At 71.4% G+C, this 12,239-nt stretch carries 12 protein-coding genes; 9 read left to right on the forward strand and 3 right to left on the reverse strand.

Translation table 11 applies throughout. From position 1 onward, the window contains the following. Positions 1–26 precede the first annotated feature (26 nt). The 6 genes from ACYVOM_RS18285 (at position 27) to ACYVOM_RS18310 (ending at position 5,682) form a co-directional block, all read left to right on the forward strand. On the forward strand, positions 27–1,211 hold the full coding sequence (locus ACYVOM_RS18285) for a serpin family protein (protein ID WP_460304609.1): 1,185 nt from the start codon (positions 27–29) through the stop codon (positions 1,209–1,211). 44 nt (positions 1,212–1,255) lie between these two features. Continuing rightward, positions 1,256–2,008, forward strand: a complete 753-nt coding sequence (locus tag ACYVOM_RS18290) for a DUF4184 family protein (protein ID WP_460304610.1) — start codon at positions 1,256–1,258, stop codon at positions 2,006–2,008. Then, a complete protein-coding gene (locus tag ACYVOM_RS18295) occupies positions 2,005–2,682 on the forward strand; it encodes a cyclase family protein (protein ID WP_460304611.1) in 678 nt (225 codons plus the stop codon). The genes ACYVOM_RS18290 and ACYVOM_RS18295 overlap by 4 nt, the downstream gene beginning before the upstream one ends. A gap of 41 nt (positions 2,683–2,723) precedes the next feature. Then, positions 2,724–3,461, forward strand: coding sequence for a hypothetical protein (locus tag ACYVOM_RS18300; RefSeq protein WP_460304612.1), 738 nt, complete (start codon positions 2,724–2,726; stop codon positions 3,459–3,461). Between the two features lie 256 nt (positions 3,462–3,717). Next, the gene (locus tag ACYVOM_RS18305; RefSeq protein WP_460304613.1) at positions 3,718–4,221 is read left to right on the forward strand and encodes a hypothetical protein; all 504 of its coding nucleotides are present in this window, start codon (positions 3,718–3,720) and stop codon (positions 4,219–4,221) included. 189 nt (positions 4,222–4,410) lie between these two features. After that, complete coding sequence (locus ACYVOM_RS18310; RefSeq protein ID WP_460304614.1) at positions 4,411–5,682, forward strand: citrate synthase; 1,272 nt, start codon at positions 4,411–4,413, stop codon at positions 5,680–5,682. Between the two features lie 151 nt (positions 5,683–5,833). Here the strand turns inward: ACYVOM_RS18310 and ACYVOM_RS18315 are convergent, their stop codons facing one another. Next, complete coding sequence (locus tag ACYVOM_RS18315; RefSeq protein WP_460304615.1) at positions 5,834–6,277, reverse strand: limonene-1,2-epoxide hydrolase family protein; 444 nt, start codon at positions 6,275–6,277, stop codon at positions 5,834–5,836. A 104-nt stretch (positions 6,278–6,381) separates the two neighbouring features. Here ACYVOM_RS18315 and ACYVOM_RS18320 point away from each other — a divergent pair, with 104 nt between their 5' ends. Next, positions 6,382–6,939 (forward strand): flavin reductase family protein, encoded by a 558-nt coding sequence (locus ACYVOM_RS18320; protein ID WP_460304616.1) that lies wholly within the window; start codon positions 6,382–6,384, stop codon positions 6,937–6,939. A 207-nt stretch (positions 6,940–7,146) separates the two neighbouring features. After that, positions 7,147–8,181 carry a glutamine synthetase GlnII gene (gene glnII / locus ACYVOM_RS18325; RefSeq protein ID WP_460304617.1) on the forward strand — a complete coding sequence of 345 codons (1,035 nt, stop codon included), beginning with the start codon at positions 7,147–7,149 and terminating at the stop codon, positions 8,179–8,181. A 191-nt stretch (positions 8,182–8,372) separates the two neighbouring features. On the opposite strand, the gene ACYVOM_RS18330 is transcribed toward glnII, so the two are convergent. Continuing rightward, entirely contained in the window at positions 8,373–10,136 is a 1,764-nt protein-coding gene (locus tag ACYVOM_RS18330; RefSeq protein ID WP_460304618.1) for a protein kinase domain-containing protein, read from the reverse strand. Positions 10,137–10,295: 159 nt separating this feature from the next. Next, complete coding sequence (locus ACYVOM_RS18335) at positions 10,296–11,528, reverse strand: serine/threonine-protein kinase (protein ID WP_460304619.1); 1,233 nt, start codon at positions 11,526–11,528, stop codon at positions 10,296–10,298. A gap of 81 nt (positions 11,529–11,609) precedes the next feature. Here ACYVOM_RS18335 and ACYVOM_RS18340 point away from each other — a divergent pair, with 81 nt between their 5' ends. Beyond that, positions 11,610–12,233, forward strand: a complete 624-nt coding sequence (locus ACYVOM_RS18340; protein WP_460304620.1) for a pyridoxamine 5'-phosphate oxidase family protein — start codon at positions 11,610–11,612, stop codon at positions 12,231–12,233. Positions 12,234–12,239: the final 6 nt, after the last annotated feature.

A 12,239-nucleotide genomic window follows, 5' to 3' on the forward strand; every position in this document is an offset into this window, starting at 1 on the left:
GGTTGATGGCTGGATCGGTGGCTTTGGTGGGAATCGCTGGTCTGGCGGGCTGCGGGAGCGCGCGGGCCGAGGAGGCGAGGGGCTCGGCGCTCAGCGTCGCGGACGGCGACGCGAAGGCCGCCGCGGCGGCCGATCTCGCCTTCGGCCTGGGCCTCCTCGACGCCTGGTGCGCGGCGGATCCCGCCGCGAACCTCGTGCTGTCCCCGTCGAGCGTGGCGTCCGGGCTCGGCATGGCGGCGCTGGGCGCGAAGGGGCGGACGGCCGAGGAGATGGACGAGGTGCTCGGCTGGCCCGCCGACCCGGTGCCCGACCTGAAGGCCAGGGCCGCCGCGATGCGCGCCCTGCCCGGCCTCAAGGTGAGCGACCGCGTGTGGACGGACCCGGCCCGCAAGACCGCCCCGGACTACCTCGACGCCCTCCAGACGGCCTACGAGGCGCCCCTCTACCTCGTCCCCTTGGACGATGACCCCGAAGGGGCCCGCAAGACCGTCAACGCCGCCGTGGCCGACGACACGGACGGCCTGATCGAGGACCTGCTCCCCGAGGGATCCCTCCAGGGGGCGGGCTGGGTCCTCACCGACGCGGTCCACTTCAAGGCCGACTGGGCGGACCCGTTCGAGCCCGACGACACCGAGCGCGCGCCCTTCACGACCGCCGCGGGCGGCCGCGTCGACGCCGACTTCCTGCGCCGGACCGCTTCGTACGCCTACGCCCAGGCCGACGGGTGGACGGCCGTCCGGATCCCCTACACGAAGGGGAGCCTCTCGATGCTCGCTCTCCTGCCCGATGCCGCCGCCGACGACGCGGCCTGCAAGACCCCCTCCGCGGCCACCCTGGGCGGACTCGAACCGAAGGTCGAGAGTGTGTCCCTGTCCCTGCCGAAGACCGATCTGAAGACCCGCCGCGAGCTGTCCGGCCTCCTCGCCGAGGCCGGGATGCCCGCCGCCTTCTCCGAGGCGGCCGACTTCACGGGCATCGCGCCGGACGCCTCGGGGATCGGCATGGTGCTCCACGCCGCGACCCTGCGGGTGGACGAGGAGGGCACCGAGGCCGCCGCGGCCACGGCCGTCGACATGGCGGCAGGCGCGCAGCTGCCTTCCGAGGCGCCCATGGAGGTCGTCTTCGACCGCCCGTACCTCCTGCTCGTGCGCGACGACGTAACAGGTGAGCCGCTCTTCCTCGCCAGGGTCGCCGACCCCACCCGACCGTGAAGGATCATGGGAGGAGCGCCCCCGCCCCGACCCTGTGAGCGCCGATGCCCTTCACCGTGAGCCACGTGGCCGCGATCCTTCCCCTGCGCGGACGGCCTTTCGTGCCGTCCGCGCTGGCGATCGGGGCGATGGTGCCCGATGTGCCGCTGTTCGTGCCGATCTCCTCGCGGCAGGAGACGCATGCGCTGACCGGAGTCCTCACCTGGAACCTCGGGCTCGGCCTCGTCCTGTTCGCCGGGTTCCACCTGCTGATGAAGCGCCCCCTGCTGCGGCTCGCTCCGCGCGCCCTTCGCGAGCGGCTGGCGGCCCCGGCGGCGGCGCTGACCCGGCGGCGCGCCTGGCTCGCGCTCCCGTCGCTGCTGATCGGCCAGGCGACCCACCTGTTCTGGGACGGGTTCACGCACTTCACCGGGCCGTTCGTGGAGCTGTGGCCGGTGCTGCGGGAGGAGGCGGGGCCGCTGGCCTGGTACCGGTGGGGCCAGTACGGCTCCGGGGTGCTCGGCCTCCTCGCCGTCGCGGTCTTTTTGGTGATGTGGCTGCGCGCGGCGCCGCGCACGCCCGAGCCGGGCGTGCCGCCCGCCGTCGCCCTGACCGTGGCCCTCGCGGCGGCGGTGGCGGGCGCGGTGGGCGCGCGGATCGGTGTCGAGCGGCTGCCGCACACCCTCTACCACGACTTCTCTCACGCGGTCACCGGAGCGATGGCGGCCGTGATCGGATGCCTCGTGGCCTTCTGCGTCCTGTACCGGCTCGCGGCCGTCGTCCGGGGAACCCGGGAGGCGGCAGAATCGGCGCCATGACGAAAGATCTGACCGGGGGCCGACGGCTCGTCGACCTGAGCCACCCCGTCGTTTCCGGCATGGCGACGGTGCCGGGGCTGCCCGCGCCCGAGATCACCGACCACATGACGCACGCCCAGTCGCGTCCGAAGTACTCCCCGGGCACCGAGTTCCACTTCGCCCGGGTGACGATGGTCGGCAACACCGGGACGTACCTGGACGCCCCCCTGCACCGCTACGAGGGCGGCGCCGACCTCGCGGGCCTGCCCCTGGCGTCCTTCGCCGACCTCGACGGCCTGGTCGTCCGGGCCGCGGGCCTGGCCGAGATCGACGCCGACCGCTTCGCCGGCCTGGACGTCACGGGCAAGGCGGTCCTGGTGCACACCGGGTTCGACCGGCACTGGGGGACCGACGCCTATCTCGCCGGCGGCCATCCCTACCTGACGGCCGAGGCCGCCCACCTCCTCGTCGCCGAAGGCGCCGCCCTTCTCGGCATCGACTCCCAGAACGTCGACTCCATGAAGGGAGGAGAGCGCCCTGCCCACAGCGCGCTCCTCGGGGCGGGCATCCCCATCGTGGAGCACATGACGGGACTGGCGGGCCTGCCCGACGCCGGGTTCCGCTTCCACTCGGCGCCTCCCGCGCTGGCCGGAGTCGGCACCTTCACCGTCCGGGCCTACGCGGTCGTCGGGTAGTCCCGGAACAGCGCCGATTACCGCGCAGTAGCCTTGGGCGCGTGAGCACCGACGGGAACAACCTCTTCCGGGTCGTGCCCGGACCTCCGAAGCTGGCGCTGCCCGGGCTGCTGCCCGTCTACGACCTGTACGTGCGGGCCGGCGCGGAACTCCTCGGCCGGGACGGCGCGCTGGCCGCCGAGCTGTGGCTTTCGGCCCAGCTCGGCGAGCTGAGCCAGGCCGCGCCCGACGCCGAGGCGCTCGGCAAGGCCTACAGCGACCTGATCAAGGTGCTGCGCCGCGCGGGCACCCCCGGCGCGCACGCCTTCCTCGCGGTGATGGCCGCCGTCGGCCCCGAGGAGCACAGGCCGTCCGCGGCCAAGGCCGCCGCGGACCTCTCGGGGCCGCTCCTGCCCGCCCCGCCCGCCTGGACCGCCGACCTGGGCCTGGCCAAGGCCGTCGACGCCTGCTCGATCGAGGACGGCACCCTCGACCGGACCCAGTACCTGGTCGAGTACCGCTACCCCGACGGGAGCGGCCACCACGCCCTGTCGATCTCCCTGTCGGCGGGGCTTCCCGTCCAGCTCGTCGCGGTCACCGACATGATGGGGATGCGCGCCGAGATCCGCCGGGTGCTGGAGGAAGGCGAGGTCGTCGTGAGCACGCTGCCCCTGCCGACCGCGTCGAAGATCCTGCGCCCCGCGTTCGCCGAGCTGGAGTCCGTGCCGCGCGCGGAGCTCACCGCCCCGTTCCACGCGAACCTCCTGTTCGCCGCGCACCGGCTCGCCCTGCTGCCTTAACCCCGCGTTTCCGCGATGCGCCCGCGCGGGCCGCCCCGGCGGATCGTCCGCGCATTTTCGCGGTTCCCGCGCGCCGTTCGGTAAAAAATCCGGCGCCCCGGGCAGGTCGACGGGACGTGCCTGGTCAACCGGGCAAAGATCGGGAGGCGTTCATCCTTTACCCTGGTCATGGAATGCCCATGAGACGTTCCGCGGTTGGACATAGTGCGACCTTGATTAGGGTTCGCACGTCATGTGGTCCAGGAGGTGCTTTCTGTTGGAAACCGCGATCCAGATGGTCTGTCTCGAGTGTGACGCCCCGCTCGACTTCAGCGAGGACTGGGCGGACGGAGAACTGGCCGGAATCCGGTTCGAGCACCCTGTGCTCCCGGGCGTTTCCTATGACCACGCCGCCCTGCCCGCGCTCGCCGACCTCACCGACGAGCCGCTCGACGTCGGCTGCGACTGCTGCGGCATCGAGTCGCCGCGGCCCGAGGGCTTCGTCAACGTCTGGACGATCACCCCTGACCGGCCGGTGACCCTGCGCGTCGGCGACCGGACCTACCACTACACGACCCCGTGGCGGGTCTGCGCGGCCTGCTCCGCCGCGATCGCCGAGGACGACCTGAAGCTGCTCCTGCGCCGGAACGTGGAGTACAACCCCGTCCTGGAGACCGTCACCCCCGAGCAGCGCGAGATGGGCCTGGCCCTCACCCGCGAGCTCCTGCTGTCCTTCCTCGCGGCCCAGCCGAAGCTGCGCAGCGCGGAACCCACGGTCTGAGCCGCACGTTACGGACTTGTGAAGTAGGTCACCCAGGCCGCCTTGCGGTTCCGTACGGTGAGAGGTTTACGCTTCCGCAGGGAATCCCGTCCGGACCGGCCATCCACGGTCACGCGGCAGACTGGGAGTCCCAGCAGTACGGGTCCGACCAGACGGACACCGAACGGATAACGGGAGAGCGGGAGAAACATGTCCGACTTCGGGCTTGACCACAAAGACGGGCGGCTGCCTCTTGAGGTGACCGAGTCGACCGAGGGCCCGGGCGGGCTCAAGATCGGCAAGCTCCTGAGCGAGACCGGCTACGTGACCCTGGACACCGGGTTCGTCAACACGGCGTCCTGTACGTCCGAGATCACCTACATCGACGGTGACGCGGGCATCCTGCGCTACCGCGGCTACCCGATCGAGGAGCTGGCGGAGAAGTCCTCCTTCCTGGAGGTCTCCTACCTGCTCATCAACGGCGAGCTGCCGACCCCGGCCCAGCTCACCGACTTCCAGGACAAGATCACCAACCACACGCTGCTGCACGAGCGCTTCCGCTCGTTCTTCTCCGGCTTCCCCAGCTCCGCGCACCCGATGGCGGTCGTGTCCTCGGCGATCGGCGCGCTGTCGACGTACTACCCCGACAGCCTCGACCCGTTCGACCCCGAGCAGGTCGACCTCGCCTCGATCCGGCTGCTGGCCAAGCTCCCGACGATCGCGGCCTACGCCTACAAGACCTCCGTGGGCCAGCCGCTGCTCTACCCGGACAACACCCTCGGCTACGTCGAGAACTTCCTCCGGATGACCTTCGGCCTGCCGACCGAGAAGTACGAGGTCGACCCCGAGGTCGCCAAGGTCCTCGACATGCTGTTCATCCTGCACGCCGACCACGAGCAGAACTGCTCGACCTCGACGGTGCGGCTCGTCGGCTCCTCCCACGCCAACCTCTACGCCTCGGTCTCGGCCGGCGTGAACGCCCTGTGGGGCCCGCTGCACGGCGGCGCCAACCAGGCCGTGCTGGAGATGCTGGAGAAGATCCACGCCGACGGCGGGGACGTCAAGGCCTTCGTGAACAAGGTCAAGAACAAGGAAGACGGCGTGAAGCTCATGGGCTTCGGGCACCGCGTCTACCGCAACTACGACCCGCGCGCCGCGGTCGTCAAGAAGGCCACCCGCAAGGTCCTGGACACCCTCGGCGTCAACGACCCGATGCTGGACCTCGCCATGCAGCTCGAAGAGGTCGCCCTGACCGACGACTACTTCGTGCAGCGCAAGCTGTACCCGAACGTCGACTTCTACACCGGCATCATCTACAAGGCGATGGGCTTCCCGGTGAACGCCTTCACCGTGCTCTTCGCGCTGGGCCGCCTCCCCGGATGGATCGCCCAGTGGCGCGAGATGATCAACGACCCGACGACCAAGATCGGCCGTCCGCGCCAGATCTACGTCGGCTCCCCCGAGCGCCACTACCCGGCCTAGCAGGTCCGGTAGTCCGTCGGCCGGCCGTCCGCCGCGGCCCAGTGGCCGACCCCGCGAGCCCCCGAGGCCCGTCTCCCCGAGCAGGGGGGCGGGCCTCGGCCAATTTCCGCGGCCGGAACCGGACAGAGTCCGCATCCGGCGCTCTGAATGCCTATTCGGGCGCGGTGCGGGGGCCTGCCGGGCGGGTGGTCCTCGCCCCGGGCAGCACGAGCCCCGCGAGCCCTCTCAGGCCCGCGAAGGCGAAGGTCGTCCAATCGAAGTAGTCGCGCCACAGCACGATCCGGCCCTCCCGGACGCGGAACGTTCCGGCGACCCAGAACTCGGCGCGGAATCTGCCGCGGACCAGCGCGTCGGTGCGGCTGGTCAGCACCGTGTCGCCATTGACGGCGATGTCGTGGTTGACCGCCTCGAAGGCGGTCAGGTGCTTCATCATCAGCTTGAGCTGGCGCATGGTCGCCCCCCTGCCGCGGGCGGGCGGGAGCGGGACGTTCTGGTAGAGCACGCCAGGGGCGAGCAGCCGCTCGGCGGCCGCGAGGTCGAAGGCCTCCAGCGCGGCGAGGAACTCCTCGACGACCTTCTTGTTCTCGTCCGACATCGATCCTCCTGGATCTCCGGCACCGTGTGATCCGGATCCTAGATGCCTATTAACTAGGTAGGAAATATTGACTTAATGGCCCGGCGACTGCTTCAGTGGGGCGCATGAGCACAAGGCTGAGCCGGCGCCCCCAGGACGGCACCGCGGCGCCCTCGAAGATCGCCGATCTGAACGCCCGCCGAGGCGTCGCCCCGGACGTCTACGGCGAGGCGCTCGGCGCGCACGCGACCGGCGTCGCGGTGATCACCGGGCACACAGAGGACGGCCCCATAGGACTGGTCGCGACCTCCTTCGCCGCGGTGAGCCAGGCGCCGCCACTGGTCTCGTACTACGCGGCGCACTCCTCCCGGACCTTCCCCGCCCTGAGCCGCCTGCCGTACTTCGCCGTCAACATCCTGGCCGAGGACCAGCGCGAGATCGCCGAGCGCTTCGGCGCGGGCCCCGAGGACCGGTTCACCGGGACGTCCTGGCGCACCGGCCCGCACGGGGCGCCGCTGATCGACGGGGCCGCCGTCCAACTCGTGTGCCGCACCTACGATCGGCTCGATCTGGGGGACCACACCCTGGAGGTCGGCTACGTTCTCTCCGCCGACGTGACGGGAGCCACACCCTTGCTGTATGTTCATGGTTCCTTCGGCGGGTTCGTCCCCGCACACCGCTGAAAACCCTGCTCGCGGCCCGGTTCCGGGCCCTCGGCGGTACGGACACTGGTCTATACCAAACCGTAACCGCCCTGCTCAGGCATGTTGGAACGATGCCGAGTTAACTTCGGGTTTACACAAGGGCAATCGACGCGAAATCGCGGCTCAGCAAAATCCTCCGTAGGCAGAACCCCGGAGTCACATCCCTCGCACACGGCAAGGACACTCATGAGCAGCAAGGTCAAGGCTGAGTACATCTGGATCGACGGCACCGAGCCCACCGCCCAGCTGCGGTCGAAGACTCGCATCCTTGACAGTGCCGAGAAGGCCAAGCTCGAGAACCTGCCGATCTGGGGCTTCGACGGCTCCAGCACCAACCAGGCCGAGGGCACCTCCTCGGACTGCCAGCTCAAGCCGGTCGCGGTGTTCCCGGACCCGGTCCGCGGTGGCGAGCACGTCCTGGTCCTCGCCGAGGTCCTGAACGTCGACGGCACCCCGCACGCGACCAACCACCGCGCGCTGCTCACGCCGATCGCCGAGAAGTACGCGAGCCAGGACCCGTGGTTCGGCATCGAGCAGGAGTACACCCTCTTCAAGGACGGCCGTCCGCTCGGCTTCCCCGAGCACGGCTTCCCCGGCCCGCAGGGCCCGTACTACTGCGGCATCGGCGCCGACAAGGCCTTCGGCCGCGAGATCGTCGAGGAGCACCTTGAGGCCTGCCTCCAGGCCGGTCTGACGATCTCCGGCATCAACGCCGAGGTGATGCCCGGCCAGTGGGAGTTCCAGATCGGCGCCGCCGGCCCGGTCGAGGTCTCCGACCACATCTGGGTCGCCCGCTACCTCCTCGCGCTGATCGCCGAGAAGCACGGCGTGGTCCTCTCCATCGAGTCCAAGCCGGTCAAGGGCGACTGGAACGGCGCCGGCGCGCACACCAACTTCTCCACCCAGGCGATGCGCGAGGGCTACGACCCCATCATCACCGCGTGCGAGGCGCTGGGCGAGAAGTTCCTGGAGCACGTCAAGGCCTACGGCGCCGGCATCGAGGACCGCCTCACCGGCGCCCACGAGACCGCGCCGTGGAGCGAGTTCTCCTACGGCGTGTCCAACCGCGCCGCCTCCATCCGCCTGCCCTGGCAGGTCGAGATCGAGCGCAAGGGCTACCTGGAGGACCGCCGCCCGAACGCCAACATGGACCCGTACATCGTCACCCGCATGATCACCGACACCTGCTGCACCGCCCTGGAGAAGGCCGGCCAGGTCTGATCACGCTCCGGGCGCCCCGCGCCCGGCCAGTGACCACCGAAAGCCCCCGTCCCCCCGGACGGGGGCTTTCGCCTTGCCACCGCTCACCCGAGCAGCTCGACGGTGGATTCGCGCACCACAAGGGCCGCGATCAGCGGAAAAGGCCGAAAGCGGCCTGGATGATCCCGGCCGCGGAAGTTCGGTGCAGGGGGTCAGTCGCAGTTGGCCCAGCCGGTGGCGATCTGGCCTGCGGCGCCGCCACCGGCGATCTTCACGCACACGCCGGGAGCGGAGAGGTAGACGGGGCCGGCGTAGTAGCCGTAGGAGCCGCGGTCGGTGACCGCGGTGCCGTCGGACTGCCGGCTGAGGGTGACCCAGACGGTGGTCTTGGCGCCCACCGAGGTGTTCTTCAGGGCGACCGCGCAGTTCTTCTTGGTGGAGTTGCTGTAGAGCTGGTAGACGGTGCCGCCGGAGAAGGACGCCGAGCGCTGGACGGCGTAGCCCGAGCCGCAGACCTGCGCCGCGGTGTAGGGGTTGGCGGTGGTGGCGGGCGCCGGGGCGGCGGGGGCGGGGTTGGTGGTCGTCTCGACGGGGGCGGGCGCGGTGGACTCCTGGGTGCCGGAGCCGGTGCCGTCGCCCGAGCCGCCGTCCGCGGTGCCGTCGGTGCCCGCGGAAGAACTGGGGGACGCGTTCGCGCTCGGCTTGGCGGTGCCGCCGCCCTTGCCGTTCTTGCCCTTCTTCTTCGGTTTGGCGCTTTCCGTCGGGGACGTCCCGGGCTCCGGCGCCCCGCCGTTCGGACCCTGGCCCATCTGCGCGTCCGCGTCGACGCCGCCGGGCGGAGTCGTGGTCGTGTCCGCCTGGTCGGCGGAGGTGAGGGTCTTGTCCGCCTGTCCGCCGTCCCTGGTCAGCGCCCACCCGCCGACTCCGAGGACCAGGACCGCGGCGACCGCGCCCCCGACGACCAGGGCCGACCTGCGGCCCGACAGCGCGTTGCGCCCGCCTTCCGGCGGCCCGACCTCGAACGGGTACGGCTCCGGGGCGGTCCGCGCCTGCGGGGGAACGGTGCGGGCGTACGGCTGCGGGTGCGCGGCAGGGGGAGCGGTGTCGGCGTGGGGCTGCGGAGGCGGGCCCGGAACCGGAACCCGCGGGGTCTGCGGCGCGGGCGCGGTGGGCGCGGGGGCCGCGCCGAGCAGCGCGGCCTGCGCCTGGGCGGCCGACGGGCGGGCCGCGGCGTCCTTGGCGAGGCAGGCCGCGACGACGCCGCGCAGCGGCTCCGGCAGCGCGGAGAGATCGGGCTGGGTGGCGATGATCCGGTGCAGGATCGTGCCGATCTCGGGGGCGGCGAAGGGGGAGGCGCCCGTCGCGGCGAAGACCATGCTGGCGCCCCAGGAGAACAGGTCGGAGGCGCCCGTCAGGGGGAGCCCGTTGAGCTGCTCGGGTGACATGTAGGCGGGGGTGCCGACGGCCTGGCTCTGGGTGGTCGCGTCGAGCGCGCGGGCGATGCCGAAGTCGATGACGCGGGGGCCGTCGGGGCCCATGAGGACGTTCTGCGGCTTGAAGTCGCGGTGCACCACCCCGGCCTGGTGGATCGCCGCCAGCGCCGTGAGGGTGTTCATGGCGAGGCGTTCGAGCGCGCCGCCGACGCGGGGCCCCTCGGCCGTGACGAGGTCCTGGAGGGAGACCCCCGGCACGTACTCGCTGACGATGTAGGGCCGGTCGCCGTCGAGGTCGGCGTCGAGGACGTGGGCGGTGCAGAACCGCGCGACCTTCTTGGCCGCCTCGAGTTCCCGGACGAACCTGCGCCGGGCGTCGCCGTCGTCGGCGAAGCGGGTGTGCAGCAGCTTCAGGGCCACCCGCACGCCGTCGCGTTCGGCGAGGTAGACCGATCCCTGGCCGCCTTCGCCGAGCAGCCCCAGCAACACGTACGGTCCGACGGACGCGGGGTCCCCGGTCCGCAGCTCCCGCGCCTCAGCCATCCCCCGACTCCCGATTCACCCGGCTCATGGCTCGGCGCACCTGCCGTAACCAACCGTCCGACCTTACTGCGAAAGCGCCATTCGTACGATCTTGTCCGAAAATTTCAGGCGCAGTTCTGTGAAAGGGACGTCGGGGGCGGCGTCGATTTCCGTTCGGGATCAGGGTGCGGGGGTCGTCGCGCCGTTCGAGGGCTTGGACTTCGGTTTGTCCGATGCTTTGTCCGACGGGTCGTCCGACGGGTCGTCCGACGGTTTCGCCGAAGGCCCTTCCGCGCTTTCGTCGGGCGGCATCACCTGGGGGCCGCCGCGATCACGGTCCGAGGTCGGCACCGGAGAGACGGTGACGGAGGGGGTCGTGCTCGCGCCGGAGTCGCGGGTGAGGGCCCAGCCGGTGACGGAGACGGCCATCATCAGCGCGATGAAGGCGAAGATGACGAGGGTCGGGCCGCGTCCCGCCAGGGCGTCGCTCTCGCCGGGCGCGGGGCCGATCTCGAACGGGTAAGGCTCCCGCTCGGCGGCCTCCGCGGCGGTCGAGTTCCCGGGCAGGGTGCGGGTGGCCCGCGGCGACCGCTCGGCGCTCTGCCCTGCCGTCTCGGTCACGAACCCCCCGGCCAGGGAGGCCCGCGCGTCGTCGGCGTTCGGCCGCGCCTCGGGGTCCTTGGCCAGGCAGGCCGCGACGACGTCGCGCAGCGGCTGCGGCAGCACCCCGGTATCGGGCTCGTCGTGCAGGATGCGGTGGGCGACGTCGCCGGTCTCGGCGGTGCCGAACGGGGGCGCGCCGGTGGCCGCGAACAGCATCGACGACGCCCAGGAGAACAGGTCGGACGCGAAGGTCAGCTCGCGGCCCGCGACCTGCTCGGGCGACATGTAGGCGGGTGATCCGACGTCGGCGCTGTGCGCCGTGGTGTTGAGGGCGCGGGCGATCCCGAAGTCGACGACCTGCGGCCCGTCGTCGCCGAGCAGGACGCTGGCCGGCCTGAAGTCGCGGTGGACGATCCCGGCGGCGTGGATCGCGGTGAGGGCCGTCAGCGTGTCGACCGCGAGGCGGGCCAAGACCGCGCCGCCGCACGGCCCCTCCTGGGCCACGGAGTCCTGGAGGGAGACGCCGTGGACGTACTCGCTGACCACGTAGGGCCGCTCGCCGTCCGCTCCGGCGTCGAGCACCCGCGCGGTACGGGCACGGGCGACCTCCTTGGCCGCGCTGAGCTCGTCCACGAACCGGGCGAGGGCCTCGGGGTCGGGGGCGGACCCCGCGGGCATGAGCCTGACGGCGACGTCGACGCCGTCCCGCCGGGCCAGGTAGACGGTGCCCCGGACACCCTCGCCGAGGACCCCGGCCAGGGTGTAGGGCCCGATCGCCGCGGGGTCGCCCGCCCGCAGGGGATCCACCATGCTTCACTCCTGTCACACCGTCCGAGTCCGGGCATACTTTAATGGAGTGCCCGGGTCTTTCCGATCTGTTTGGATGGTCTGATGAGTGAGATCACGTCCGAGGCGGAACTGCGCGAACTCCTTGGTGAGCCGATGCCCCGGGCCGTGGCCAAGGAGCGGGTCGAGCTGCACGACCGGGACCTGGAGTGGATCGCCGCCTCCCCGTTCCTGGTGATGGCCACGGGAAACGCCGAAGGACTCCTCGACGCCTCCCCTAAGGGCGACCCCACGGGCTCGTTCGTGCACGTCGTCGACCGGCGCACCCTGGCGATCCCCGAGCGCCCCGGCAACCGTCGCGCCGACGGCTACCGCAACATCCTTTCCAACCCGCACGTCGGGCTGCTGTTCCTCATCCCGGGCCGCAACGAGACCCTGCGCGTCAACGGCAGGGCCCGGCTGCTGCGCGACGCCCCCTACTTCGACGACCTCGTCGTCAAGGGGCACCGGCCGGTCCTGGCCGTCGAGGTGGCGGTGGAGCAGATCTTCCTGCACTGCGCCAAGGCCTTCCTGCGCTCCGGGCTCTGGCTCCCCGAGACCTGGGACCCGGACGCGCTGCCGTCGAACGCGCGGCTGGTCAAGGACACCCAGAAGACCGAGGAGAGCCTGGCGGAGCTGGAGGCGTACTACGCCCCGGAGACCTACGCCGCGAAGCTCTACCGCGACTGAGCCCCG

It is taken from the genome of Actinocorallia aurea, assembly GCF_054783995.1.

What these genes read in the sequence shown, in the direction of transcription:
- ACYVOM_RS18290 (WP_460304610.1), top strand. Translation starts at nt 1,256, where the DNA reads ATGCCCTTCACCGTGAGCCACGTGGCCGCGATCCTTCCCCTGCGCGGA.
- ACYVOM_RS18295 (WP_460304611.1), top strand. Translation starts at nt 2,005, where the DNA reads ATGACGAAAGATCTGACCGGGGGCCGACGGCTCGTCGACCTGAGCCAC.
- ACYVOM_RS18310 (WP_460304614.1), top strand. Translation starts at nt 4,411, where the DNA reads ATGTCCGACTTCGGGCTTGACCACAAAGACGGGCGGCTGCCTCTTGAG.
- ACYVOM_RS18315 (WP_460304615.1), bottom strand. Translation starts at nt 6,277, where the DNA reads ATGTCGGACGAGAACAAGAAGGTCGTCGAGGAGTTCCTCGCCGCGCTG.
- ACYVOM_RS18320 (WP_460304616.1), top strand. Translation starts at nt 6,382, where the DNA reads ATGAGCACAAGGCTGAGCCGGCGCCCCCAGGACGGCACCGCGGCGCCC.
- glnII (WP_460304617.1), top strand. Translation starts at nt 7,147, where the DNA reads ATGAGCAGCAAGGTCAAGGCTGAGTACATCTGGATCGACGGCACCGAG.
- ACYVOM_RS18330 (WP_460304618.1), bottom strand. Translation starts at nt 10,136, where the DNA reads ATGGCTGAGGCGCGGGAGCTGCGGACCGGGGACCCCGCGTCCGTCGGA.
- ACYVOM_RS18335 (WP_460304619.1), bottom strand. Translation starts at nt 11,528, where the DNA reads ATGGTGGATCCCCTGCGGGCGGGCGACCCCGCGGCGATCGGGCCCTAC.
- ACYVOM_RS18340 (WP_460304620.1), top strand. Translation starts at nt 11,610, where the DNA reads ATGAGTGAGATCACGTCCGAGGCGGAACTGCGCGAACTCCTTGGTGAG.